The organism is Zoogloea sp., assembly GCF_044344315.1.
GTDB lineage: Bacteria > Pseudomonadota > Gammaproteobacteria > Burkholderiales > Rhodocyclaceae > Zoogloea.
Genome location: NZ_JBIJDC010000014.1, coordinates 38,309 through 63,745, shown reverse-complemented (window position 1 = coordinate 63,745; position 25,437 = coordinate 38,309). Strand labels below are relative to the sequence as shown.

The following is a 25,437-nucleotide window of genomic DNA, read 5'->3' as shown; positions in this document are numbered from 1 at the left end:
TTCCATCGCCCGCATCCAGCTCGGCTACCTAGAGAAGCGCCTGGCCAAGCTCGACATGCATCTGGAGGCCAGCGATGCGGCCCTGACCGAACTGGCCCGCGCCGGCTTCGACCCGGTCTTCGGCGCCCGCCCGCTCAAGCGCGCCATCCAGGAGCACATCGAGAACCCGCTCGCCAAGCGCATCCTGGAAGGGCAGTTTGCGGCCAAGGATACGATTCGGGTCGAGTGCGAGAACGGGAAGATCGTGTTCTCGAAGGCCTGATCGTCTGTCGGAGAGAAGGCGCCGCTCTGCTTGTCAGAGGCGGCGCCTTTGCATATGGGGGGTCGTGCTGCACGCTGCTGTGTCGGTAGTGTGGCGGCAACATTGCCGGGTGACATGCCCAAGCAATAGAATGCCGCTATTGAAACGTGCCATCAGATCTCTCCAGTGTCGAACGAATTGCATCACGCTGCACCTGGGCCCCTGAAGCGTGCGCTGGTCGTCGTTTACACACAGACGGGCCAGCTGTCCGCCATCGCAGACCGCCTGATTGAACCTTTGGTGGAGGAGCCCGGCATCGGTCTGGAGGTGGTGCAGATTCGCCCTCGGGTGGATTTCCCCTTCCCGTGGCCCTTTTTCCGCTTTCTGGACGCCTTTCCCGAGTCAGCCCTGATGCGGCCGGGGGAAATCGCGCCCCTGGCGCTTCCCGCCGACGAGTCCTACGACCTGGTCATCCTGTTCTATCAGGTGTGGTTTCTTGCGCCCAGCCAGCCGGTGTCGGCCTTTCTCCTCAGCGAGGAGGGCACGCGCCTGCTCCGCAACAAGCCGGTGGTGACGGTGGTGGCGTGTCGCAACATGTGGATGATGGCCCATGATCGGGTCCGCGCGCGCCTGGCGGAGATCGGCGCCCGTCACCTGGACAACGTGGTGCTCACCGATCGCGCACCCACCCTTGCCACCTTGCTCACCACACCTCTGTGGCTTCTCACCGGACGCCGCAAGCCGGTGCCCGGCCTGCCGCCCGCCGGCGTGGCTGAGGGCGAAATCCGTCGCAGCATCCGCTTTGGCCGGGCACTGCGCGACGCACTGCTGAACGACCGGGAGCAGGGTGCAGAACCGCTGCTGTCGGGGCTTGGTGCTGTCCAGGCCCAGCCAGAGCTGCTCGTCAGCGAGCGGGCGGGCAGCCGCAGTTTTCATCTGTGGGGCACGCTGCTGTGCTGGGCGGGGCCGCCCGGTACCTGGCAGCGCCTGCCCTTGCTGGCCTTTTACCTCGTCTTCCTGGTAACCATCATCCTCACGGTGGTACCGGTTTCCCTCGCCTTACAGGCTTTTTTGCGCCCCTTCCTGCGTCGCCGTCTCGACGCGGTGAAGGCATCCTACGAGCAGCCCTCGGGCTCCGGCCTTGAACGCCTTGCCCACTATGATTTCTGACGTCTTCATCACCGGATCGGCCGCCTACCTGCCCCTGGAGCCGGTTCCCAACGAACGTATCGAGTCCATCCTCGGCATGGTCGGCGGCAAGCCCTCCCGGGCGCGGCGCATCGTGCTGCGCAACAACGGCATCAAGACCCGCCACTACGCCCTCGACCCCGTCACCCGCGAGCCGGTGATGACCCACGCCCGACTCACCGCAGAGGCCATCCGCGCCCTTGGCGATGTGGGCCCGGTGGATTGTCTGGCCACGGGCACCTCCCATGCCGACCAGCTCCTCCCCGGACACGGGGTGATGGTCCATGGCGAGTTGGGCTGGCCCCAGCTGGAAGTGGTGTCCCTAGCGGGCATCTGCCTGTCGGGTACCGCCGCCCTCAAGTACGCGGCCATGAGCGTGGCCTCGCGCAGTGCCCGGCGTGCCATCGCCACGGGGTCCGAGCTGGTTTCGCCGGTCATGCGGGCCAGCCATTTCGAGGCCGAGAGCGAACACCTGGCGCGGGAGCTGGAAGCGCGCCCCGAGATCGCCTTCGACAAGGAGTTCCTGCGCTGGATGCTGTCCGACGGGGCTGGGGCCCTGCTGCTGGAGCCGACGCCCCGGCCGGGGCAGGTTTCGCTCCGGGTGTGCTGGATCGAGCTGTTCTCCAACGCCCACCGTCTGCCCGCCTGCATGTACGCCGGCGCCGAGAAGGAGTCCGACGGCGGTCTGCGCGGGTGGGTGCGCTTCCCGGTGACCGACTGGGCCTCCCGCTCCATCTTCTCGCTCAAGCAGGATGTCCGGCTCCTCAACGAACACGTCGCCCCGGTCACCCTCACCGATCCCATCCACGCCCTCCAGGCCCGCCACGGCCTTCGCCCCGAGGACGTGGACTGGTTTCTGCCCCACATCTCTTCCCTGTATTTCGCCCCCGTCCTCGAACGCACCCTGGCGGACATCGGCTTCCCCATCCCCACGTCCCGGTGGTTCACCAACCTGGTGGACAAGGGCAACACGGGCTCCGCTTCGCCCTACATCATGCTTGATGAGCTGATGCGCTCCGGGCGCATCCGCCCGGGCCAGAAGATCCTGCTCTATGTGCCGGAAAGTGGGCGCTTCTCCAGCGGCTTCGTCTTTCTGGAGGCGATCTGATGGATGCGCAGGACGTCCCCCAGGATGGCAACGCCACCCTCGGCGGCCATCGCAAGGCCGTCTATGCGCGGGGGGCGGGTGGGGCGATCGTTGCTGTGGAGTCCGCCGGCTGGGAGGCCGAGGAGATCGTCACCCTCCAGGCCGTGGATGTCTTCGATGCCTACGCCGAGGCGGCTCGGGCCCGGGTTGTGGCCGGCCTGTCGTCGCCCCTGGAGTACTGGATGTACGCCCGCCGCATGGACATTGCCACCTTCGCCCAGAGCTGCGGGGTATGGCGCTGGCGCATCCGTCGTCATTTCCGCCCGGCCGTGTTTGCCAGACTGTCGCCGAAGCTGCTGAAGCGCTACGCCGCCGCCCTGGGCATCGCGCCCGAAACACTGCGGACTCTGCCATGAGCGCGGCGTTCCAGCATCGCCACGCCGCCCACTGCGAAAGCGGCACGGTCGCCAATCTCCTCAATCACCACGGGTTGCCCATTGGCGAACCCATGGCTTTTGGTCTCGGCGGCGGCCTGAGCTTCGCCTACCTGCCCTTCGTGCGCATCCAGGAGATGCCGCTGATCGCCTACCGGGTTCCGCCGCGGGCGATCATCCGGGGGGTGCGCAAGTCCCTGGGCGTGCATTTCCGGATCGAACGCTTTTCCAGCGTGGCCGCAGGTGAGGCGCGCCTGGATGCGCTGCTCGACCAGGGGCAGGTGGTGGGCCTGCAAACCTCGGTTTACTGGCTGCCCTATTTTCCCGAAGACATGCGCTTTCACTTCAATGCCCACAACCTGGTGGTTTATGGTCGGGAAGGGGATGACTACCTGATCAGTGATCCGGTGGGCGAGCACCCGGTGCGCTGCCATCGGGACGATCTCAACCGTGCCCGCTTCGCCAAGGGCATGCTGGCCCCCAAGGGCACACTGTACTTTCCCACCGGTGTGCCCGGGCGCGACATCCCGCCCAAGGCAATCCGCCAGGCCATCCACCGGGTTGCCTGGAGCATGCTGGCGCCGCTGCCCGTTTTTGGCGCTGGCGGCATTCGCGGGCTGGCCCGCAGCCTGGGCAAGGCCGATCCTGCCAAAGCGGACAACCTGCGGCTGGTGGGCCATATCGTGCGGATGCAGGAGGAAATCGGCACCGGCGGCGCCGGCTTCCGCTTTCTCTATGCAGCCTTCCTGCAGGAGGCGGCCCAGCCTGCGGAGTGCCCGGCTCTTGCAGAGTTCGCTGATCGCCTGATGGACATCGGTGATGCCTGGCGCGCCTTCGCGCTCGCTGCCGCGCGTATGGTGAAAGTACGTGATCCGTTTGATCCACCCGCTCTGGCCGAGCATCTGTTCGCCCTGGCTGCAGCCGAAAAGGGCTTCTTTACCGAGCTCAAGGCTGCGGTGTCCTGATGCTGTGTGTCAGCGGGCTCCACTATCGCTATCCCGCGGCGGCGACGCCGGCCCTCGTCGATTTCAGCCTGGAGGCCCGGCGTGGCGAAATTCTCGGCCTCCTCGGGCCCAACGGGGCCGGCAAGTCCACCTTGGTGGCCCACCTGGCGGGCTTGCTCCAGGCCGATGGCGGGGAGATAGAGGTTGATGGTGAATCCCTCGCCCAGCTTCGCCGACGCGCGCCAACCTGTATCGCTATTGCGCCCCAGGATTTTGCCTTCTATCCCATGCTGAGCGTGGCCGAAAACCTGCGCTGCTTCGCTGCCGCCAGTCGCCTTTCCGGCGCCGCCGCCCGGCAGGCCATCGCCCGGACCCTTGCCGCCACTTGCCTGGAGGGCTTTGCCGGTACCCGCGCCGAATACCTCTCCGGTGGGCTCAAGCGTCGCCTCAACCTTGCGATCGCCCTGCTACCCACCCCCGAGATGATCGTGCTTGACGAGCCAACGGTGGGTGTCGATCCCCAGTCCCGGGCGTTTCTGCTCGAGACTGTTCGTGGCTTGGCTGCCACCGGCATGGCGGTGATCTACGCCAGTCACTACATGGAAGAGATCGAAGCCATCGCGGATCGCGTGGTAATCGTGGATCACGGTCGCGTGCTTCGCGAGGGACCTCTGGCGGAGCTCCTGGCCCAGGCCAGGGGGCAGGTCGAAGTACAGCTTGAAGCGCCTCTCGACGGCGATGCCCTGGCGGCCCTGGCGGGTGACATCGATGGTCAGCTGAAGGTGACGGGTGTTCACCTGAAACTCGAGCTCGCGGCCGATGCTTCGCCGGTGGCGGCGCTGGCGTGCATCGAAGCCCGGGGCGGGTGCATCCGCGATGCCCGTTTCGGGCGTCACAGCCTTGAGCGCGTGTTCTTGAGCCTGACCGATACCCGGCTGAGGGATCACTGATGCTCCTCGCCCTGATCCGCAAGGAGCTCCTCGCCCTGGTTCGTGATCCGCACGCGCTTGCCGCCCTGTTCCTGATGCCCGCGGCTTTCATCGTGATCATGTCCCTGGCGCTGCAGAACCTGTATGCACCGCCTGCGCGGCAGCTTCCTTACGCCATCGACAGCGCCACGGACAGCCCCGCAGCCCGGCGCATCAGTGCCACCTGGGCGATGACCCAGGGTAGGGCACAGCCCCTCCCCGCCACATCCGGCGAGGTTGAAGAGGCGCTGCGCCAGGGGCGCCTGGCCTATGTGCTGACCCTTGATGCGGGCCTGGCCGATGCCCTGAGCGATCTCGATCCTCCCCGCGCCCCGGTGGTGCATCTGCGGGTCGAACCGGGTCTCGACCAGGGGGCTTTCCGTACCTTGCAGGCCGAACTCGCCAGCGCCGTGGGTGAGCTGCGGGCGGCCCTGCTGCAGGCCAGCTTCACCGGCGAGAGCCCCCGGGGCAGCCAGTCCATCCTGCCTTTCCTGTCTATCGAGCAACTGGGCAGTACGCTTCGTCCCGTCAGCGCCGTGCAGCAGAACGTGCCCGCGTGGCTGGTCTTCGGCATGTTCTTCGTGGTCACGGCCATCAGCAGCCTCTTCGTGCAGGAGCAGCACAACGGCTCCCTGGCCCGTCTGGCAGCGCTCGGTGTGCCCGAACATATCCAGATCCTCGCGAAGGCCTTGCCTTATGTCGGCGTCAATGCCATCCAGGCGGCGCTGATGCTGACGGTGGGATGTGCCCTCATGCCGCTGCTGGGCGGCGAGGCTCTGTCCCTGGCAGGCATACACTGGCCGGCACTGATCCTGATGCTGGGGGCCACCAGTCTCGCCGCCATCGGCTTTGCCCTGCTGCTCGCCTGCCTTGTCCGGACCCACGCCCAGGCCAATACCCTCGGCCCCCTGTGCAACCTGCTGATGGCGGCCCTGGGCGGCATCATGGTGCCTACCTTCGTCATGCCCGGGCTGATGCAGCAACTGGCACGCCTGTCGCCCATGAACTGGGGGTTGGAGGGTCTGCTCACCGTGCTGTTACGCCACGGCGATCTTTCCGAGGCGGCGCCCTGGGCCCTGCGCCTTGCCATCTTCGGCATCCTGGGGCTGGCCCTGGCAAGCCGGCTCTTCTCCCGCAGAATCATCTCCTGAACACACCATGAACACCCCAGACCCCACTTTCATTCAGGCCCTGAAGATGCTGATCCTGGAGGCTGCCGACAAGACCGAGCCTGCCGGTGGCCTGGGTGACGACGAGATCCTCTTCGGTCCGGATTCCCGCCTGCAATTGGACTCCCTCGACGCCCTGCAGGTCTCCATGGCCATCCAGAAGCGTTACGGCGTGCGCATGCCGGACAGTAAGGAGACCCGCCGTGCCCTCGCGTCCCTCTCCACTCTTGCCGCTCACTTGCGCGAACGTCTGTCGTGAGCTTTGCCGGCAGTTACCTGCAGGGCCGTGGGCTGGCGTGCGCTCTGGGACTGGATCTGCCCCGTGCGCTGGCCTGTCTGGCGGCCGGAGGTGTGCGCCCCGCGCCCATGCAGCTTGCGCCAGATGCCTGCTTCCCGGTCTTTACAATCCCTGATGCGGATCCTGACTGGCACGCTCGCGCCCGTCGCCTGGTAGGTGCCGCAGTGGCGGAATGTGGCGTTGTCGACCGTGCTGCGCCACTCTTGCTTGCTTCCTCGTCCCTCAATGTCGGGGCGCTTGAACAAGGCTCGCCCTTCCTGCCCGATTGCCAGCGCTTCGCCGAAGATGTGGCGGAATGGCTGGACTGGCGGGGGCCGGTGTTCTGGGTCTCCACCGCGTGCACCTCGTCGCTCGTGGCCCTCCTAAGCGCCCATCGCCTGATCGGCGCAGGGGAGGCCGATTCGGCCCTGGTATTGGGGCTGGAGCTGACCAACCGCTTCAGCTGCGCCGGCTTTGGCGCGCTGCAGCTCCTCGATCCCGTGGCGCCCCGCCCGCTGGCGGCAGATCGCTCTGGATTGGTGCTTGGCGAGGCTGTGGCGGCGGTCTACCTTGGGCGCGGTGCGGCCCGCTGGCGGCTGCGCGGTGGGGCGAATCGGGTCGATGGCAGCAATCCGGCCGGAGCTTCCCGCCAAACGGTTGAGCGCATGGTGCGTGCGGCCTTGTACGACAGCGGCATTGCCGCGGCCGATGTGGATCTGATCAAGCTCCAGGCCGCCGGTAGCCCCCACAACGACGCGGAAGAGATTGCCGGGATCAAGACCGTTTTTTCCCCGTTGCCTGCGCTGAGCACCCTCAAGGCCAGCATCGGACACACCCTGGGCGCCGCGGGCGCGGCTGAACTGGCCCTGCTGACGGCCTGTATCGACGCCGGGCTGTGGCCCGCTCCGCCGGCCTGTTTGCCCGATCCCGACCTGGAGGTGGCCCTCGCGCCCCGTTTCCCGCCGCGGCTGCGCTTTATCCTCGCCCAGATCCTCGGCTTTGGCGGCGGCCATGCCGCCCTGGTGCTCGAAGACTGCAACGGGAGCTCGACATGAGGATCTGGCGTATCGCCGGCCGTTATTTCGAAGACCCGCCTCCCGCCGACTGGCGCCAGCGCCTCGCCAGCCGCCTGGGCGAGCGCCCGCGGCGGGTAGGGGCGTGGGTCGAGCTGGCGCTCTACGGTGCCCTCAGTTGCCTGGACAGTGCCGGTGAAACCCGGCTGCCCGACGACGCCCTGCTCAGCGTGTCCACCCTGCACGGTCCGGACATTGCCCTGCGGGCGGCCCTGGCCGAAGCTCAGAGCGGGTTGCCCCTGCCCATCGGCTTTCTCACCAGCCAGCCGGGTCAGGTGCTGCCGGCCCTGGCCCGCTACCTGGACTGGCACGGAGAGGGCCGCTGCCTTTCCTGCCGTGCGCCAGCCCTGGCGCTTCAATTGGCCTGTGTCGAAGCGGGGCCGGCGGGCCTGCTGGCCGGCTGGGTGGACGAGGACGGACCGGGCCGCAGCCTGTGGCTGCGCCTGCTGCCCGAGCCCGGCCCGGCGCCGACTCTGGTCAGCGGCGTTTTCGACGCGCTGGCCGATCCGGTCGTGACCCATCTGGCCTCGTCGAGTGCGCAGTTGCACCTGGCTCGTTCAACTCCGGAGACCGCTCATGACTGACGACTTCATCAGTCCCGAATACATTCTCAGCATTGGTACGGGCTTCAGTGCGGCCAAGACCCTGCTCAGCGCCGTGGAGCTGGACGTGTTCACTGCCCTGGCCCGTCAGCCCGGAAGCGCCGTTGATCTGGAGCAGCGCCTGGGCCTGCATCCCCGCGCCAGCCGGGACTTTCTGGACGCCCTGGTGGCCCTGGGCGTCCTGGAACGCAGGGACGGTGTCTATATCAATACGCCACCGGCCGCCCGCTATCTTGATCGGCAGAGTGAGGCCTGCATCGCAGCCCTGCTCGATATGGTCAATGCGCGTCTGTATCGATACTGGGCCGACCTGACGGACGCCCTTAAGACCGGTGATCCACAGAATGAGCTGAAGAGCGGTGGCGAAACCCTGTTCTCCGCCCTCGCGGCAGATCCCGTCCGGCACCGCCAGTTCCTGACCGCCATGACCGCTCTTTCGCGGAGCGCCAATCGGGCCATCGCCAGGAAATTTCCGTGGGGTGACTACACAGGTTTCGTCGATCTTGGAACTGCCCAGGGCGATCTTGCCGTTCAGGTGGCCATTGCACATCCGCATCTGCGTGGTATCGGATTTGACCTGCCAACGGTAGGTGCCATTTTCCGCGAGCATGTGGCGCATCTTGGCGTTGCAGAGCGTGTCGATTTCATCGCCGGGGATTTTTTCCGTGATCCCATCCCGTCCGCCCAGGTGATCATGATGGGGCACATCCTCCATGACTGGAATCTGGAGGAAAAGCGATTCCTGATCGCCAAGGCGCATGCCGCGTTGCCGCCGGGAGGGGCCTTGATCGTCTATGAAGCCATGATCGACGATGCGCGGGAGAGCAATCTACAGGGACTGTTGATGAGCCTGACCATGCTGATAGAGACCAGGGGCGGTTTCGACTACTCTGCGGCTGACTGCATGGGGTGGATGAAGGATGCCGGTTTTCATGCGCTCCACCGGGAAAGATTGACTGGGGCAGAAACCATGGTGGTGGGCATCAAGCAATAGGCGGCACCAGTGTGCTGGAATAGCTTTTTAACCTTTCCTTTTCGCATCCTTCGAAGTACGCCCGATTAAGCCGGTATACTCGCAAGGTTTGATTTCAACCTTGACCTAGAAAGGAATTTTCCGATGCAAGAAGACGACGACAACCAGAACCTCGTACTGGGCATTCTGTTCGGCATCATCGCCCTGGTAATCGGCCTGGTGATCGGCCTGACTGTTTACGTTACCGGCCAGACCAACGCTGCCAAGGCTGCTCCGGTTGCCGCGGTTGCAGAAGTACCGGAAATCGCCGAAGTCGGCGAGGCCCTGGTCAAGCTCTACTTCGATTCCGGCAAGGCCGACTTGCCCGCCAATGCGGCTGACGAAGTGGCCAAGGTCATCGCCAAGCTGCAGGAAGATTCCAGCAAGATTGTGCTGATCTCCGGCTACCACGACGAAACCGGTGGCGCCGCCATCAACGCCGAAGTGGCCAAGGCCCGTGCCGTGGCCCTCAAGGACGCCCTGATTGCTGCCGGCGTGCCGGCCGACAAGGTGGCCATGCGCAAGCCCGCCGTGACCCTGGGTGGCACCGATGCCGCCGAGGCCCGTCGCGTCGAAGTGCGCGTGCAGTAAGCGGAACACCGCGCACTGCCAGAAAGGCCGGGGCTTCCCGGCCTTTTCTTTTTGGGGCGGCCCCGCGGCATGGGCTGCTACCATCGCCCCCCATGAGTCTTTACCAGACCCTTGCCGACGACACCGCCCGGCTGATTGCCGAGGGCGTGCTGCGCCCCGGTGACCGCCTGCCTTCGGTGCGCCAGAGCTGCCGTATCCATGGCATTGCCCCGGTGACGGTCACCCAGGCCTATCACCTGCTGGAGAGCCGGGGCCTGATTGAGGCTCGGCCCAAGTCCGGCTATTTCGTCCGCGCCCGACTGGGGCAGCGCCTGCCCGAGCCGGAGATGAGCCGCCCGGTGGGCCATTCCACGGCCCTGGATGTCAGTGACTTCATCTTTGAGATCCTCGACAGCGTCAAGGACCCGGCCGTGGTGCCGCTGGGCTCCAGCTTCCCGAGCCCGCGGCTGTTTCCCCTGGACAAGCTGGGGCGCTTTCTGGCTGCGGCGGCACGGCATCTGGACCCCATGTCCACCATCGCCGATCTGCCACCGGGCAACGACGAGCTGCGCCGCCAGCTGTCCCTGCGCTACCTGGCCCAGGGGGCTCGCGTGTCGCCCCAGGAGATCGTCATCACCTCGGGGGCGATGGAGGGCCTCAATCTGTGCCTGCAGGCCGTCACCCGCCCGGGCGATCTCATCGCCATCGAGTCGCCGACCTTCTATGCGGGCCTGCAGGCCAGCGAGCGCCTCGGCCTGAAGGTCATCGAGATTCCGAGCCACCCCCGGGAGGGCGTCAACCTTGCGGCCCTGGAGGACGCCCTGCGCCACCATCCGGTCAAGGTCTGCCTGTTCATGCTCAACTTCGCCAACCCCACCGGCAGCCATGTACCGGATGCGCGCAGGCGGGCGCTGATCGAGCTCCTCGACCGCCACGATGTGCCGCTGATCGAAGACGACGTGTATGCCGAGCTGTACTTCGGGGCCGACGCGCCCTTGTGCAGCAAGGCCGTGGACCCCAATGGGCGGGTGATGCACGTGTCGTCCTTCTCCAAGTGCTTGGCACCCGGCTACCGCATTGGCTGGGTGGCGGCGGGGCGCTATGCAGGCTTGATCCAGCGCCAGAAGCTGTCCACCAGCCTGGCCACCACGGTGCCGGTGCAGATCGCCCTGGCCGACTACCTGAAGCAGGGCGGTTATGAGAACCACCTGCGCCACCTGCGGCGCACCCTGGCGGCCCACGAGGCGGCGCTGGTCGAAGCGGTGGAAGCGTACTTCCCTCCGGGCACACGCCTGGCCCGCCCGGGGGGCGGCTACTTTCTGTGGGTCGAGCTGCCCCGCCAGGTGGACGCCCTGGCGCTGCACCGCCAGGCTCTGGCCCAGGGCATCAGCCTTGCTCCGGGGCCGATCTTCTCGGCCAAGCGGGAGTTCGGTCACTGCATCCGGCTCAATTTCGGCCACCCCTTCGATGCCCGGGGCCGGGATGCCGTAGCCAGTCTGGGGCGCTGGGTCAGCGAGCAGGCGCGCGCGTCCGCAAGCGGTTTATCTGTTCCTATCGAAAACAAAGCGGGCTGAATCTGTTTCTATTTTCGTCCGGGTGATCTACTCCTGCTCCAGGAGGAATACCCGAATGAACAAGCCTGTCAGCAAGGTCCGCGAAGCCAGACTCGAGTTGTACCGCAAGAAGGGGAAGATCCACGCCCGCGAGGTGAGTGGTCGTTTCAACACGCTCCGCTGGAGCATGGTGTGGTTCACCCAGATCATTTTCTATGGAGCCTGCTGGCTCCAGTGGGATGGACGCCAGGCCCTGTGGTTCGATATCCCCCACGAGAAGTTCCACCTCTTCGGCCTGGTGCTGTGGCCCCAGGACGCCCTGCTGCTGGCCATCGCCCTGATCCTGGCGGCCACCGGCCTGTTTCTGGTCACAGCGCTGGCGGGGCGGCTGTTCTGCGGGTTCGCCTGCCCGCAGACGGTCTATACCTCCATCTTCATGTGGATCGAGACCCGCGTGGAGGGCGATCACCTGGCCCGCCTGCGCCTCGATCAGGCACCCCTGGGGCCGCGCAAGCTGGGCCTGAAGGCGGCCAAGCATGGCCTGTGGCTGCTCTTTGCCGGGTGGACGGGCATCACCTTCGTCGGCTACTTCACGCCCATCCGCGAGCTGCTGCCGGCCCTGGCGGGCTGGAACGTAGGGCCCTGGGAGGGCTTCTGGGTGCTGTTCTACGCGCTGTTCACCTACCTCCAGGCCGGGTTTGCCCGGGAGGCGGTGTGCCAGCACATGTGCCCTTACTCCCGCTTCCAGGGGGTGATGTTTGACGCCACCACCCGCACCGTGAGCTACGACGCCACCCGCGGCGAACCCCGCAAGGGCAAGGGCCGTGGCGACTGCATCGACTGCGGCATCTGCGTGCAGGTGTGCCCCACCGGCATCGACATCCGCGACGGACTCCAGTACCAGTGCATCAACTGCGGCCTGTGCGTGGATGCCTGCGACGAGGTGATGACCCGCGTGGCCAAGCCTCTGGGCCTGATCCGCTTTGCCTCGGAACAGGAGCTGGCGGGGATGCCGCGGCGGGGCGGGCGCCCCCGCCTGGCCGTGTATGGCGGCTTGATCGGCGTTTTTGTTGCCCTCGGTGCCTGGACAGCGACCCAGCGCTCGCTGCTGCTGGTGGACGTGCTGCGCGACCGGGGCAGCCTGGCCCGGGAGGCCACCGATGGCCGCATCGAGAACGCCTACACCCTCAAGCTGGCCAATCTGGCCGAGACGCCACGGGACTTCGAGGTGGAGGTCAGCGGCCTGCCGGGCATCGAGCTGGTCGGCACCCGGCGCTTCGCCGGCGAGGCCGGCAGCATCCGCGCCGTGCAGGTCACGGTGGCGGCACCGGCCGACGGCGGCCCGTCCGGCGCCCGGCCGATCACCTTCCAGGTGCGCGCCGCCGACGACCCGTCAACCCGGGTCACCGAGAAGAGCACCTTCGTTCTTCCCTGATCCACCTGAACTGCCGAGATCACCATGTACCGATACAAGCAAGCCGACCAGCGTCTGGTGGAAGACCGCGTTGCCCAGTTTCGTGACCAGATGACCCGCTTTCTGGACGGGCGCCTAGGGGAGGATGAGTTCCGCCCCCTGCGCCTGCAGAACGGCCTTTATGTGCAGCGCCATGCACCCATGCTGCGGGTGGCGATTCCCTACGGCACCCTGGCAGCCTACCAGCTGCGCAAGCTCGCCGACATCGCCCGCCGCTTCGACCGGGGCTATGGCCACTTCACCACCCGTAGCAACATCCAGTTCAACTGGGTGCGCCTGGAGGAGGCGCCGGACATCCTGGCCGAGCTGGCCACCGTGCAGATGCACGCCATCCAGACCTCGGGCAACTGCATCCGCAACATCACCACCGACCCCTTTGCCGGCGTGGCGGCGGATGAGCTTTTCGATCCGCGGCCCTACTGCGAGATCGTGCGCCAGTGGTCCACCCTGGCGCCGGAGTTCCTGTTCCTGCCGCGCAAGTTCAAGATCGCTTTTGCCGGTGGGGCGGAAGACCGGGCCGCGGTGCGCTTTCACGACATTGGCGCCCTTGCCCGGGTGGCCGATGATGGCCGCATCGGCTTCGAGATCTTCGTCGGCGGCGGGCTCGGGCGCACGCCGATGGTGGGGCGCTCCATGCGCGATTTCCTGCCCCGGGAAGAGCTGCTCAACTATTTCGAGGCCATCCTGCGGGTTTATAACCGCCATGGCCGGCGCGACAACAAGTACAAGGCGCGCATCAAGATCCTGGTGAAGGACCTCACCCTGGAAGGCTTCACCCGGGAGGTGGAGGACGAATGGGCGTGGACCCGGGGCGGCCCGGGCTGCATCAGCGACGCGACCTTCCGGGAGATGGAGGCCTTCTTCGCCCGGCACGACTACGCGCCTGCCGCTGCCGACGATCCGGGCTACCTCGCTGCGCTGGCCGGCAGCCGCGCCTTTGCCCGCTGGGTCGAGCGCAATGTCTCGGCTCACCGGGAGCCGGGCTACGCGGTCGTGACCCTGTCCCTGAAGAAAACTGGCGTGCCCCCCGGCGACGCCACCGCCGAGCAGATGGACGGGGTCGCCGAGCTGGCGGAGCGCTTCAGTGCTGGCGAGATCTGCGTCAGCCACGAGCAGAACCTGGTGCTGCCCCACGTGGCCCGCCGGGATTTGCCGGCCCTGTGGGAAGGCGCCCGCGCCCTCGGCATGGCGACGCCCAACATCGGGTTGCTCACCGATCTGGTGTGCTGCCCCGGGGGCGACTTCTGCTCCCTGGCCAATGCCCGCTCCATCCCGGTAGCGGCGGCCATCCAGCAGCGCTTCGACGATCTGGACTACCTGTTCGACCTGGGCCCACTGGAGCTCAACATGTCGGGCTGCGTGAATGCCTGCGGTCACCACCACATCGGTCACATCGGCATTCTCGGTGTGGATAAGAACAACGAGGAGTGGTACCAGGTGACCCTGGGCGGGCGGGAAGGCAGCCAGGCGGCGCTGGGCCGGGTGATTGGCCCGTCCTTTGCCGCAGGGCAGATCCCGGACGTGATCGCGGATCTGCTCGAGGTGTACGTCGGCGTGCGTCACGAGGGGGAGCCCTTCATCGACGCGCTCGAACGGGTCGGGCTGGACGCCTTCAAGGCGCGTGTCTATGGAGGGGCGGCATGAGCACGCTGATCCGCCACGGCAAAGTGGCTGACGATCATTGGCAATGGATCGAAGGAGACGTACCCCGGGTCGTTGAACGGCTGGAGGCCGGCGAGCACCTGGTGCTGCCGCTGGCGGTGTGGTCCGCCCACCGGGCCCGCCTTGACCCACTCCGCGCCAGCGTGTGGCTGGGCCCGGATGACGCACCCGAGGCATTGGTGCCCTGGCTGGCTGGCATCCCGCTGGTTGCCATCCACTTTCCGGTGTTCACCGACGGCCGGGGTTATTCCGTGGCCCATCTGCTGCGCCGCCGCCACGGCTACACCGGCGAGTTGCGGGCGGTCGGTGATGTGCTGGTGGACCAGCTCGCGCTGATGGCCCAGTGCGGATTCGACAGCTTCCGCCTACGCGCCGACCAGCCGCCGGCTGCGGCTCTCGCTGCGCTGACCGGTGGGCTGCGCTCGCCATGGCCCGGACCCGTCGTGCCCTGATTTGCAGCAGCCCCCCGCGGGACGTGATGTGACACCTGTTTACAGTCTGGACATGGTGCATTGCCGCATCGACGGGCAGGGCTGAACTGAGCGGGGTGGCACGGCCCTTGCGCCTCTTTCGGGTCGCGCTCCCCATGCCGGGAGCGTTTCCCGAAGGAGGTGAGCATGGTGGATGGGCTGACGTTGTGGAAGCAGTTGCTGCAGGTGCAGGAGCCTTGGGTCGTCCAGGCCTGCCGGGCGGACGAATTCAACCGCTGCATGGCCGTGTGGATAGGCGTGGAGGCGCCGCGCAGCTGGTTCGGCCTGGGCCGCCAGCGAGTGGCGCAAGGGGGTGCCGAAGCGTCCTGGCGGCATACCGGCTTCGGCGGCTGGCGGGTCCAGGTGCATGTGCGGGTGCCGACCGGCAGCGAGATGCCGCGTCATCCCTGGGCTGGCGAGGCAGGCATGCCCTTCACCCGGGCCCTCGACCGACAGATCCTGTCTCTGCTCAACGAGGGCGTGAGCATGAATGGCGTCTGCGCCATTCTCGATCTGCCGGTGGCCGAGGTGTGGCGTTATCGCTACGCCCTCGACCATGGTCGTCATGCGGTGACATCCACCGAAGCCCAGCCAGCCTCCGTGGTGATCCCCGACGGTGCCGCGCCACCCGTGGCACCACCCGCTGCCCCTATCTCCAGCCGGGTGCCGGACCTGGATGACCCGGTGTGGCAGCGCCTCATGGATGGAACCCTTGCGCTGGATGTGCGGGTGCTTGGTCTGCAGCTGCTGCTGTCCCGCACCCGCAGCCAGGTGGCCTTGATAGCCGATGAGGAAGTACGCCGGATGAAGCTGCGCGATCTGCACCGCTATTTTGTGAAGAACGAACGCATGCTGGTCCACGAGCTGCGCCAGCTGCTGCCGGAGGCCGCATGAGCGCCCTCGAGAACGGCCTGATGGGGCTGGACGATGCCGCGGCCCTGATCGAGGCCGGCCACTTTCTGATGATCGCCGGCGACGAGGCCTTGCTGCGCAGCCTGCCCGCCGGCAACTGGATGGGGGGCACGATTCCCTACTTCATGGGCAGCGACGGGGGGCAGGTGAGCCGTGACCGGCTCTTTGTCACCCGCGTTCCGGTGGATGCCGGCAGGCCGGAGATCCGCAGCTACGACATCACCAGCATCGACCATGTGTGTGCCGATGGCCCGATGAATGGCTTCAGCCTGATCATCATTCCAGCCTTCTCGGCGGTTCATTCCCTGTATGCCCGCAAGGCGCCGGGCTTCGAGGACATGTTCATCAAGCCGGTGGCGGGGTGGGTGGCGGGCTGTCACCTGGACGACCTCGGCCGGGTGGCGCCGCTGGTGGTCAGCGGCCCCGGGCTGGACTTTGATGCGGAGCGGGCAGTCGTGATGCATGTGCCCCTGCCGCCCGACCGCTATGCCCACGTGCACATCGCCAACGTCATGCGCCAGGGGGAGGGCGCAGTGCTGCGTTTTCCGGACACGGGCTTCTCGGCCGGCCGGTGTACGGTGGATGGGGTGGACACCACCCTGGCGGCCTACCTGGAGGCGTGTCAGGCCGATCTGCGCCTGCCCCTGGTGGCGGACTACGGCGGGGCTTCGGTGAACGTCTCGATCAAGGGCGTGGATCGGGTTGCCGGGCGGGTGGATTTCTATGCGCCGGTGTTCGAAGACGTGGCCTATCGCCTGGCCGCGCCGGTGGACTTCAGCGCCGACCCCGAGGCCGAGGCGGGCGGTGAAGCGGCCCTATGGTCGTGCAACTGTATCCTCAACTACCTTTACTGTGGGCTGGAGGGGCGGCGCGGTGCCGCCCCGGGCGGGCCGATGACCTTTGGCGAGATCGCCTACCTGCTCCTCAACCAGACCCAGGTCTTCCTGGAGATCGAGGAACTGTGAACCCCCGGCCGCCCCCGGCGGCTAGGGCATGGCCGAGGCGGGAATGCCCAGGTGGAAACCCTGGGCGTAATCCACGCCCATGCTGCGCAGGGCTTGCAGGATGTCCTCGGATTCGACGAATTCGGCGATGGTGAGGATGCCCAGCTCCTGGCACAGGCGGGTGAGGTTGTGCACCAGGGTGCGGTCGATCTTGGAGCGGACGATGTTCTTCACGAAGGCGCCGTCGATCTTCACGTAGTCGAAGCTCAGCTCGCGCAGGTAGTGGAAGGAGTTGTAGCCGCTGCCGAAATCGTCGAGGGCAAACAGGAAGCCTTTCTTGCGCAGGTCGCTGAGAAACTTGCGCATGTGGGTCATGTCGCCGATGGCGTCCCGTTCGAGGATCTCGAAAACGATGACGCTGGGCGGTATGCCGAGCTCGGTGCACAGCTGCTCGGCATAGCCGAGGATGCCGCGTCCCTGGATTTCCTGGGCCGACAGGTTGATGAACAGGCGGAAGGGCGGTTTGTTGGCGTCGAGGCGGGCCCGGGCGGCGTGCAGGGCCTGGGTGATGATGGTTCGGTCCAGGTCGCGGCCGAGGCCGTACTTTTCGATGGTCTCGATGAAGGCGCCGGCCGACAGGGTGCGCCCATCGGGTTCGATGATGCGCGCCAGGGTTTCGTAGGCAAAGGGCTCGCCGGTCTTGCAGTTGAAGATGCTCTGGTAGTAAGGCACGACGCGCCCGTCACGCAGGGACGCGCGCAGCTTCTCGGCGTAGTCACGGGTCATGCGGCTGGCCTTGACCCGGTCGCCCACCGATTCGAGGGTGCCAATGCCGTCCTTGCCTAGCTCCTTGGCTCGGTAGAGGCCCAGGTCCACCCCGGCCATCAGGTCCGAGATGCTGTGGGCGTCGCCGGGGTAGGTGACCACGCCGATGGAGGTGGTGATGTGGAAGTCCTTGCCGTCGTCGCCGATGAAGGTCATCTGGCGCAGTTCGGTACGCAGCTTCTCGGCTACGGTCAGGGCGCCCTCGACCCCCGTTTCGACGAGGATGATGGCGAACTCGTCACCGCCAATGCGGGTGGCCAGGTCGCCATTGCGCATGGATTGCTTCATCCGGTCGGCAACCTGCTGCAGGACCCGGTCGCCGCAGGGGTGGCCGTAGGTGTCGTTAACGTCCTTGAAGTCGTCCAGGTCGAGCATAAGGATGGAGAACTCGTGCTGGTGACGTTCGGAGCGCCCGACCTCGTAACCGAGGATCTCGTTGAAGTAGCGGCGGTTATGCAGTCCGGTAAGGGGGTCGTGGGTCGAGTAATACTCCAGCTCGGAGAGGGTGCGGTTGAGGGCCTTGCTGGAGCCCACCACCATCACCATGACGGCGAGGATGGAGTGGATGACGCTGCTCTCCTGGGGCGTCAGGTCTTCCAGGGAGGCATAGGCAATGCCCAGCAGCCCGGCCAGGTTGGAGGCCTCGATGTCGGGCACCGGTACGGTGATCATGCGGATGTTGTCGATCTCGCGCACCGGGCGGTTCGGGTCGCGGGCCACCTGGAACTCCTCGATGTCGAGGGGCACGTCGGCGGGCAGCCGCAGGTGGGCCACCATGTCCCGGGCCAGCTTGCTGCGGGCGGCGGAGCGCACGTCATCGGGAAAGCTGCCCATGTAGTAGATATACAGGGACAGCACGTTCTCCTCGGCGAAGGCGATGAAGAACACGTCGAAGGGAAAGAAGGCGTGGAAGCCCAGCAGCACTTCCTGGACGAAGGCCTTCCACTGGGTGACCTTCTCGTGGGACAGGACGATGGTTTCCAGAACCTGACTCTGGCGCTCCAGCAGGTCCTTCTCGATCAGCGTGCCGGCCAGGTTGTGGGAGGTGCGGTTGAACTCAAGCATCACGTGCTGGAGGTCGGAGGCGTTCTTGCGCCATTGCCGGCGACGTTCATCCACCAGCACGTCGAGGGTCTTGTCGAGGCGTTCGCAGCGGGCAACCGCCCGTTCGAGGCCGGAGACGATGTGGCTGCGGGTGTCGGGGGCGATGTCCAGGCTGGCGATGCGCTGGATAGAGTCGCGTAGGCCGCTGAGCAGCTCGTCGTGGGTGTCGCGGGTCAGTTCGGTGATGCTGGACGCGAAGCGTCGGGTACGAGTCTGGCTTTCGAAGAGACCGGCAAAACTTTCCAGCACACGCTGGCGCATTTCCTCGTGACCGTCGGGCACCCGCAGGGGGGCTGGCTTCATGAAGGCTCACCCTCCCGGAAGCGGCCGGCCGCGACCATCAGGTCGACACCGCACTCCAGCTCGCGGAACCATTCAAGGAAGGCCGGCACGGCCGCACCGCGGTACACCGGGCCGTGCTGGGGTGCGATCATCTGGATGTCCAGGGCCGACACGGCCTCGACCCACAGCCGGGCGGCGCGGTTGGAGGCCATGTAGCGGCGGTGGAAGCCTTCGATGTAGGGCAGGTGGGCGGCGAAGTCGTCCACAAAGGGATCGTCCGTTCCGACCGGCATCATCGCGGCGCCGATGTCGCCGGTGAACAGGATGCGCGACACCGGATCGTAGACGTTGATCTGGCCTTCGGAGTGAAGGAAGTGGGCGGGGATCAGGTCCAGGGTGAAACCCGGCGCCACCTCGCAGCACATGCCTTCGTCGGGTACGCCGACGAAACGCTCCATGGAGCTGAGGCCGTAGTGGGGCAGGAAGCGCAGCCAGATGCGTGACACGTAGACGGGCGCGTTGCTGAGCTCGAGCCAGGTGGCGATACCGCCAACAATGTCCGGGTCCTGATGGGACAGCATGATGGCCTTCAGGCTGTCCGGGCCGATGTAGCGGAGCAGTTCGGACAGTACCCGCGGCATCACGCCGAAGCCGCCCGGGTCGAGCAGGACGCCGTGCTCGCCGTGGGCAACGAGGTACTGGTTGGAGCGGATGCCGTCTTCTTCGCCTGGCTCGCTTTCATTCAGCAGGATGAACTTGTGATGTTCCGAGCTGAACAGGGTGATGTTGCGCATACGACTTTCCTTCGATGAATCTCTTTGACTTCAGTGAGTCATTTTCACGGCGACCAAGGTTCTCATTTTCCCGGACGTGTCGAGGAGAGCCTTGACAAGGTCGGGGAGGGGGCTCGGAGAAGCCCTCGTTCACCGGAAACCGGACAGTCCGGCCCATCGAACAAAATAACAATTTCCGATTAGGGCGTATGTCAGGTTTTCCTGAATTCACCGGCCGACTTGGCTCGACAGGGTCAGGACTTTCCGATTCCGTGGTGAATGGCGTATCGGATGAGGTCAGCGTTGTTGTCGATGCGCAGCTTGTCCATCAGGCGCATCTTGTGCGTGCTGACGGTTTTCGGACTGAGGTGGAGGCGGTCGGCAATGTCGCCCAGGGCCTCGCCGGCAGCGATGCCCTCGAGCACCTGGCGCTCCCGCTCGGAGAGGGCATCGTCGGGGGGCGCCCAGGTGGTGCCCAGTTCGAAGGCCTGGTCAGGGGTCAGAGCCGGGTCGATGAAAATTCCGCCGCCTGCTACTCGCCTGATGCCGTCGAGAAGTACCTCCGGTTCGCTGCCCTTGGTCACATAGCCACGGGCACCAGCCTTGAGCGCCCGCGCCACGATCTGCTCCTCGTTGTGCATGGACAGGATCAGGATTGGCAGGCCACTGTGCTGCCGGCCCAAGCTGCGGATGAGTTCGATGCCGGCCAGACCGGGCATGGCCATGTCGAGGAGGAGCAGATCGACGGCACAGTCCTGCAGGCGGTCCGGGATCTCGTCGCCACGGCTGGCTTCGCTGACCACCACGATGTCGAGGGTGGTGGCGATGATCTGCTTCAGGCCGGTGCGGACGATGGCGTGGTCGTCGGCGATGAGGACGCGGATCATGGCTGCTCGGTTGCGGGCAGCGGGATGTCGATGGACACCGTGGTGCCGTGACCCGGGGCGCTGTCCACCCGCAGGCTGCCGTTCAGGGCCAGGACACGCTCACGCATGCCCAGCAGCCCGAAGCCTTCCCGAGGGGCGGCGGCGGCTGGGTCGAAACCCTTGCCGTTGTCGTGGATGCAAAGGTGCAGTTGCCCGCCGGCCTCGGATAGCGCGATGCGTACTGCACTGGCGCCGGAATGGCGGGCCACATTGGTGAGGGACTCCTGGACTACCCGGAAGGCGACAGTGGCGGGCAGCTCGTCCATGAGGATCTCCTCGCTGCCGATCTCCAGCTCGCAGCGGATCTCCGAACGGAGCTGCAAATCTTCGGCAAGCCATTCGATGGCTGCCACCAGGCCCAGATCCAGGGCCGCCGGGCGCAGGTTGCTGGCAATCTGGCGGACCACGGCGATGGTGCTATCAGCGAGGGTGCGCATCTCCTCTGCGATGTGGAACAGCTCCGGGTTGTTGCCGAAGCCCAGACGCAACAGGGATATCTCCATCTTCAGGGCGGTCAGGCGCTGGCCGAGTTCATCGTGAACCTCCCGGGCGATGCGCTTGCGCTCTTCCTCTATGAGGGTCTTCTGGTGGCTGGACAGCTCGCGCAGTTGCCGCCGTGATTCGATCAGGGCCAGCTCGGTGCGCTTGCGTTCGGTGATGTCTTGCAGGGTTCCGCGCATGCCCGGGCTGGTGAGGCCGCCAGGGATGGGCTCGCCCTGCAGATAGACGAAGCGCTCGCTGCCGTCGGCGCACAGCATGCGGCTGTCCATCGAGAAGGGCTGGCTGCGCTGCAAGGCGTCTTTGAAAGTCTGGTGTACGCCCGGCTGGTCGTCGGGATGGAGGCGGGCAATCAGTGCTTCGTGGGTGTGCGGCGCTTTGGCGGGGGGCGCGCCGAACAGGTGGGTGGTCTCTTCGGACCACTTCAGCGCGCCGCTGCCGGTGTCCCATTCCCAGTCTCCGATGCGGGCGATGCGCTGGGCGTGGGCCAGGCTGGCACGGCTGGCGCGGAGGTCCTGTTCGATCTGCTTCTGGGTGTCGATGTCGAGCATCTGGCCTACCGAGTAGGCCACTTTGCCGTGCTGGTCGAGAACCTGGGAGACGACCATCAGCGCCCATACCACCCGCCCGTCCTTGCGCACGTAGCGCTTCTCCTGCTGGAAGGTGGGCAGCTCACCACTCAGGAGGCGATTCCGGGCGCTGACGTTCTCGGCCAGATCGTCCGGGTGGGTGATCTGGTGGTAGGACATCTGCAGCAACTCGGCCTCGGAGTAGCCCACGAAGTTGCACATGGCCCGGTTGACCTTGATGTATCGCCCGCTGTGATCGGCCACGGCCATGCCCACGGCGGCGGAGTCGAAGGTGCTCTGGAAGAACTCCTTGCTGATCCGCATCTCCTCGCGGGCGCGGCGCAGCCTGGCGATGGTGGAGATGGGCGCGATGGCGCTGGCGACGAGGGCCGCGAGCAGCAAGCTGACGGTCAGGGGGGTGGAGAAAGAGAGAGTTGACAGTGCATCCATACGGGGCGGGATTGGAAGTGCGCCCGGCACTATAGCCTTGTCCGCAGTTCCGGGAAAAACATCGGACCCCTGCGAGGGGGCTCTTCAGCGCCTGCCCGTCAGCCGGGCCAGCTGCGTGGCATAGAAAGTGTCCGGATCCACGGGTTTGGGAAGAAAGGCATCCATGCCGGCGGCGGTGCAATTCTTGCGGTCGTCGTCGAAGGTATTGGCACTCAGGGCCAGGATGGGGGTGTGCTGGTTGAGGGATTTCCGCCGGATCTGGCGGGTGGCTTCAAGGCTATCCATCAGGGGCATCTGTACGTCCATGAGGATGAGGTCGAAGCGTCTGGTGCGGGCCATGTCCAGCGCCTCTACGCCGTTGTTTGTCAGCTCGGGCACCAACCTTACGGCGCCCAGCAGATCCAGTGACACCTCCTGCTTGATCAGATCGTCTTCAACGATGAGTACATGCTTGCCTGCGTGCCCTTGATGCAGTCATGTCTCTGCGTCTGCGTCTGCGTCTGCGTCGGTGGGAAGGGCGCCGGACTTCGGTTCCGTGACCACGGTGGCAAGGGGTTCGGCGATGCGCAGCCAGACCGTCAGCCAATGGGTGTTCCCAGCGTCCGAGATGCGGAATGTACCGGCTGTACCGCCCATGAGCCCGGTGTGGTGGCGTCGGAGGCCAACTGGCGTAGGTGGCGGGTGCGCTCGGCGATCTTTGTCTCCAGGTCCTTCTTGGTGGCCAACATGGTCACGTGATCGCGGAGGGCGTTGATGAGCCCCGAGCAGGATGCCGTTCCTGCCGGCAGCATGGGCGCGGGCAGTCGATGTTCCGGGCTAAATGTGAATTTGATCGCGTTATTCCCTCGAAGTCCTTGTTCAGCGTGGGTTTCGGGCCGTGAAGGGCGAGTGCGTCACGGCTGTGCAGCATGGGTGCGGGCATGATGCGGGCTCTGATTCCATGTTGCCCGGTACTCCATGATCGCTTCCCGCTTGCCCCGTCATTGCCGCCTCGTCCTTGTCACCCTGTTGGCCTTGCTGGCGACGGGTGTTCAGGCGGTGGGGCGGGATGCCGGCCCGTCGGAGGCGCCCGAGTGGAGCGACGAGCCGCCGGCCCTGGCGCGCCTGCTGGAGAGTGGCTATCGCGCTGAAGCTGGCCGCCAGCCCGGTCTGGCGGCTGCCCACAACTGTGCCGCGGCGCGGGATGGCAGTGTCGAAGGCCAGTACCGCCTGGGGCGCCTGTACCTGCTGGGGCAGGGGGTGGCCCGCGATAGCCAGGTGGGTACGACCTTACTCTCCATTGCCGCCCAGCGTGGTCACGAGAAGGCCCAGGGCCTGGTGAGCCCCCTGGCTGCGGCAGAGAAACTGCCCGACTGTCTCATCACCGGCAAGGCGCCAGAGGTGCTCTTGGCGGTGGACAGCGGTGAAGCGGTGCCCCACGACGTGGTGGACCGTTTTGTCCGGGCGCTTCCGGCTGACAAGCGTCGTCATGCCCAGATGGTCCAGAAGCTGGCGCCGCGCTTCAGCGTGGATCCGCGTCTGGCCCTGGCCATCGTGCGTACTGAATCCAATTTCGACGCGTCGGCGCGCTCCCCCAAGAATGCCCTCGGCCTCATGCAGCTGATCCCCGATACTGCCGAGCGCTTCGGCGTCCGTGATGCCCTCGACCCGGAGCAGAACATCCGGGGTGGCCTCGCCTATCTGCGCTGGCTGCTCCAGCACTTTAAGGGCGATGTGGCCCTGGCCGCTGCGGCCTACAACGCGGGTGAGGGCAATGTGGCCCGCTACAAGGGGGTTCCGCCCTTTGCCGAGACCCAGGAATACGTGCGCCGGGTGCTGGCCTTCTACCGGGCACCGCGGCACCCCGAAACCATGCGGGGCTGAGTGGCGCTTCACTCCACCTGCCTGTTTCCTGTACTTTCTCTCCGTTTCCATAACAACAGAGGACGGAGAGCATGCCCCACCATCATCAGTTCTACATCGGCGGCCAGTGGGTCGAGCCGACCAGCACAGCCCGGCTGGATGTGATCAACCCAGCTACCGAGGCCGCCGTCGGCACCATCGCCCTGGGCGGTCCGGACGACGTGGCGCGTGCCGTGGCGGCTGCACGGGCCGCCTTTCCGGCCTTTTCCGCCAGCACCCGGGAAGCGCGTCTGGCGCTGCTCCAGCGCATCTGCACTGCCTACAAGGCGCGTTACGAGGACATGGCCCGGGCCATATCCGCTGAAATGGGGGCGCCGTTCAAGCATCTGGCCGGCAGCGCCCAGTCGGGCTCCGGCCTGGCCCACTTCAAGGCTGCGGCCGCGGCGCTGGCGGATTTCTCCTTCGAGCACAGTCGTGGTGCCACGCGCATCCTGCGTGAGCCCATCGGCGTGTGCGCGCTGATCACGCCGTGGAACTGGCCGGCCAACCAGATGGCCTGCAAGGTGGCGCCGGCCCTGGCTGCCGGCTGCACCATGGTGCTCAAACCGTCCGAGCTGGCGCCCCTGTCGGCAATCATTCTGGCCGAGATCCTTGACGAGGCCGGGGTGCCGGCGGGCGTGTTCAATCTCGTCAATGGCGATGGCCCCGGTGTCGGTGCGCCCCTGTGCGCCCATCCGGACGTGGATATGGTTTCCTTCACCGGCTCCACCCGGGCGGGCAAGCTGGTCATGAAGAGCGCCGCGGATACCATCAAGAAGGTTGCTCTGGAACTGGGCGGCAAGTCCGCCAACATCCTGCTCGACGATGCGGATTTTCCGCGCGCGGTGAAGCAGGGAGTGCTCACCCTGATGACCAACAGCGGCCAGAACTGCAATGCGCCGTCGCGCATGCTGGTGCCCGAGTCGCGTCTCTCCGAGGTGGAGGAGATCGCCGCCGCAACGCTGGCCCGGGTTGTGGTGGGCGATCCGGCTGCAGACAGCACGACAATGGGGCCGCTGGCCAACCGGGCCCAGTTCGAACGGGTCCAGGCGCTGATTGCGACGGGGATTGCGGAAGGGGCAAAGTGCGTGACTGGTGGCCCCGGACGACCGGACGGGGTGGAGCGGGGCTTCTTCACCCGACCGACGATCTTCAGTGGCGTGACGCCGGACATGACCATCTCCCGGGAGGAGATCTTCGGCCCGGTGCTGTCCATCCTTACCTACAAGGATGAGGAAGACGCCATCCGCATTGCCAATGACACGGTATATGGCCTGTCTGGCTACGTGTCCTCGTCAGACCTGGCGCGGGCACGCTCGGTGGCCCGTCGCCTGCGTACCGGCAACGTGCATCTCAACGGCGCGCCCATTGATCTGGCGGGGCCTTTCGGCGGCTACAAGCAGTCGGGTCTGGGGCGGGAGTGGGGCGCTTTTGGGGTCGAGGAGTTCCTCGAGGTGAAAGCGATCCTGGGGTACGGCGAGGACTGAAGGGAGCTGCTGCGGGCGCAGGCCGACGCGACTCGTCAGGTCTGCTGCTCGGCCCGGGAAGG

The 25,437-nt window shown here is 66.2% G+C and carries 24 protein-coding genes and 1 pseudogene; 20 read left to right on the top strand and 5 right to left on the bottom strand.

From position 1 onward, the window contains the following. The 18 genes and pseudogenes from ACIQ09_RS05065 to ACIQ09_RS04980 form a co-directional block, all read left to right on the top strand. A pseudogene (locus ACIQ09_RS05065) lies at nucleotides 1–262 on the top strand (type VI secretion system ATPase TssH); the annotation flags it as partial. A 165-nt stretch (nucleotides 263–427) separates the two neighbouring features. Further along, complete coding sequence (locus tag ACIQ09_RS05060) at nucleotides 428–1,411, top strand: dialkylrecorsinol condensing enzyme (protein ID WP_398306839.1); 984 nt, start codon at nucleotides 428–430, stop codon at nucleotides 1,409–1,411. Then, entirely contained in the window at nucleotides 1,401–2,537 is a 1,137-nt protein-coding gene (locus ACIQ09_RS05055; protein ID WP_398306837.1) for a beta-ketoacyl-ACP synthase III, read from the top strand. Before ACIQ09_RS05060 ends, ACIQ09_RS05055 begins: the two co-directional genes overlap by 11 nt. Then, a complete protein-coding gene (locus ACIQ09_RS05050; RefSeq protein ID WP_398306835.1) occupies nucleotides 2,537–2,932 on the top strand; it encodes a hypothetical protein in 396 nt (131 codons plus the stop codon). The genes ACIQ09_RS05055 and ACIQ09_RS05050 overlap by 1 nt, the downstream gene beginning before the upstream one ends. Next, nucleotides 2,929–3,915, top strand: coding sequence for a BtrH N-terminal domain-containing protein (locus ACIQ09_RS05045; protein WP_398306833.1), 987 nt, complete (start codon nucleotides 2,929–2,931; stop codon nucleotides 3,913–3,915). Before ACIQ09_RS05050 ends, ACIQ09_RS05045 begins: the two co-directional genes overlap by 4 nt. Next, on the top strand, nucleotides 3,915–4,844 hold the full coding sequence (locus tag ACIQ09_RS05040) for an ABC transporter ATP-binding protein (RefSeq protein ID WP_398306831.1): 930 nt from the start codon (nucleotides 3,915–3,917) through the stop codon (nucleotides 4,842–4,844). The genes ACIQ09_RS05045 and ACIQ09_RS05040 overlap by 1 nt, the downstream gene beginning before the upstream one ends. Continuing rightward, nucleotides 4,844–6,013, top strand: a complete 1,170-nt coding sequence (locus ACIQ09_RS05035; RefSeq protein ID WP_398306829.1) for an ABC transporter permease — start codon at nucleotides 4,844–4,846, stop codon at nucleotides 6,011–6,013. Before ACIQ09_RS05040 ends, ACIQ09_RS05035 begins: the two co-directional genes overlap by 1 nt. Before the next feature lie 7 nt (nucleotides 6,014–6,020). Further along, nucleotides 6,021–6,290: a phosphopantetheine-binding protein gene (locus tag ACIQ09_RS05030; protein WP_398306827.1), complete on the top strand. Its 270-nt coding sequence runs from the start codon at nucleotides 6,021–6,023 to the stop codon at nucleotides 6,288–6,290. After that, nucleotides 6,287–7,363, top strand: a complete 1,077-nt coding sequence (locus ACIQ09_RS05025) for a beta-ketoacyl synthase N-terminal-like domain-containing protein (RefSeq protein ID WP_398306825.1) — start codon at nucleotides 6,287–6,289, stop codon at nucleotides 7,361–7,363. The genes ACIQ09_RS05030 and ACIQ09_RS05025 overlap by 4 nt, the downstream gene beginning before the upstream one ends. Continuing rightward, nucleotides 7,360–7,965: a hypothetical protein gene (locus tag ACIQ09_RS05020; protein WP_398306823.1), complete on the top strand. Its 606-nt coding sequence runs from the start codon at nucleotides 7,360–7,362 to the stop codon at nucleotides 7,963–7,965. Before ACIQ09_RS05025 ends, ACIQ09_RS05020 begins: the two co-directional genes overlap by 4 nt. Then, nucleotides 7,958–8,977 carry a methyltransferase gene (locus ACIQ09_RS05015; protein ID WP_398306821.1) on the top strand — a complete coding sequence of 340 codons (1,020 nt, stop codon included), beginning with the start codon at nucleotides 7,958–7,960 and terminating at the stop codon, nucleotides 8,975–8,977. The genes ACIQ09_RS05020 and ACIQ09_RS05015 overlap by 8 nt, the downstream gene beginning before the upstream one ends. Before the next feature lie 123 nt (nucleotides 8,978–9,100). Further along, entirely contained in the window at nucleotides 9,101–9,586 is a 486-nt protein-coding gene (locus tag ACIQ09_RS05010; RefSeq protein ID WP_398306819.1) for an OmpA family protein, read from the top strand. 92 nt (nucleotides 9,587–9,678) lie between these two features. Beyond that, nucleotides 9,679–11,139 carry a PLP-dependent aminotransferase family protein gene (locus ACIQ09_RS05005; RefSeq protein ID WP_398306817.1) on the top strand — a complete coding sequence of 487 codons (1,461 nt, stop codon included), beginning with the start codon at nucleotides 9,679–9,681 and terminating at the stop codon, nucleotides 11,137–11,139. A 55-nt stretch (nucleotides 11,140–11,194) separates the two neighbouring features. After that, complete coding sequence (gene ccoG, locus ACIQ09_RS05000) at nucleotides 11,195–12,553, top strand: cytochrome c oxidase accessory protein CcoG (RefSeq protein WP_398306815.1); 1,359 nt, start codon at nucleotides 11,195–11,197, stop codon at nucleotides 12,551–12,553. Nucleotides 12,554–12,577: 24 nt separating this feature from the next. Further along, nucleotides 12,578–14,236: a nitrite/sulfite reductase gene (locus tag ACIQ09_RS04995; RefSeq protein ID WP_398306813.1), complete on the top strand. Its 1,659-nt coding sequence runs from the start codon at nucleotides 12,578–12,580 to the stop codon at nucleotides 14,234–14,236. Next, nucleotides 14,233–14,706, top strand: a complete 474-nt coding sequence (locus ACIQ09_RS04990; RefSeq protein WP_398306811.1) for a DUF934 domain-containing protein — start codon at nucleotides 14,233–14,235, stop codon at nucleotides 14,704–14,706. Before ACIQ09_RS04995 ends, ACIQ09_RS04990 begins: the two co-directional genes overlap by 4 nt. Before the next feature lie 165 nt (nucleotides 14,707–14,871). Further along, nucleotides 14,872–15,618, top strand: coding sequence for a hypothetical protein (locus ACIQ09_RS04985; RefSeq protein ID WP_398306809.1), 747 nt, complete (start codon nucleotides 14,872–14,874; stop codon nucleotides 15,616–15,618). Further along, entirely contained in the window at nucleotides 15,615–16,601 is a 987-nt protein-coding gene (locus tag ACIQ09_RS04980; RefSeq protein ID WP_398306807.1) for a DUF6976 family protein, read from the top strand. The genes ACIQ09_RS04985 and ACIQ09_RS04980 overlap by 4 nt, the downstream gene beginning before the upstream one ends. 21 nt (nucleotides 16,602–16,622) lie before the next feature. On the opposite strand, the gene ACIQ09_RS04975 is transcribed toward ACIQ09_RS04980, so the two are convergent. From ACIQ09_RS04975 to ACIQ09_RS04955, 5 genes are all read right to left on the bottom strand, one after another. After that, nucleotides 16,623–18,812 carry a putative bifunctional diguanylate cyclase/phosphodiesterase gene (locus ACIQ09_RS04975; RefSeq protein WP_398306805.1) on the bottom strand — a complete coding sequence of 730 codons (2,190 nt, stop codon included), beginning with the start codon at nucleotides 18,810–18,812 and terminating at the stop codon, nucleotides 16,623–16,625. Next, nucleotides 18,809–19,585, bottom strand: coding sequence for an MBL fold metallo-hydrolase (locus tag ACIQ09_RS04970; protein WP_398306803.1), 777 nt, complete (start codon nucleotides 19,583–19,585; stop codon nucleotides 18,809–18,811). The genes ACIQ09_RS04975 and ACIQ09_RS04970 overlap by 4 nt, the downstream gene beginning before the upstream one ends. A gap of 233 nt (nucleotides 19,586–19,818) precedes the next feature. Beyond that, entirely contained in the window at nucleotides 19,819–20,451 is a 633-nt protein-coding gene (locus ACIQ09_RS04965; protein WP_398306801.1) for a response regulator, read from the bottom strand. After that, on the bottom strand, nucleotides 20,448–22,007 hold the full coding sequence (locus ACIQ09_RS04960) for a PAS domain S-box protein (protein WP_398306799.1): 1,560 nt from the start codon (nucleotides 22,005–22,007) through the stop codon (nucleotides 20,448–20,450). The genes ACIQ09_RS04965 and ACIQ09_RS04960 overlap by 4 nt, the downstream gene beginning before the upstream one ends. 84 nt (nucleotides 22,008–22,091) lie before the next feature. Then, entirely contained in the window at nucleotides 22,092–22,448 is a 357-nt protein-coding gene (locus tag ACIQ09_RS04955; protein WP_398306847.1) for a response regulator, read from the bottom strand. Between the two features lie 516 nt (nucleotides 22,449–22,964). Between ACIQ09_RS04955 and ACIQ09_RS04950 the strand changes: the two genes are divergently transcribed. Together ACIQ09_RS04950 and ACIQ09_RS04945 are read left to right on the top strand one after the other, a co-directional pair. Then, nucleotides 22,965–23,870: a transglycosylase SLT domain-containing protein gene (locus ACIQ09_RS04950; protein WP_398306796.1), complete on the top strand. Its 906-nt coding sequence runs from the start codon at nucleotides 22,965–22,967 to the stop codon at nucleotides 23,868–23,870. Between the two features lie 71 nt (nucleotides 23,871–23,941). Next, on the top strand, nucleotides 23,942–25,375 hold the full coding sequence (locus ACIQ09_RS04945) for an aldehyde dehydrogenase family protein (protein ID WP_398306794.1): 1,434 nt from the start codon (nucleotides 23,942–23,944) through the stop codon (nucleotides 25,373–25,375). Nucleotides 25,376–25,437 lie beyond the last annotated feature (62 nt).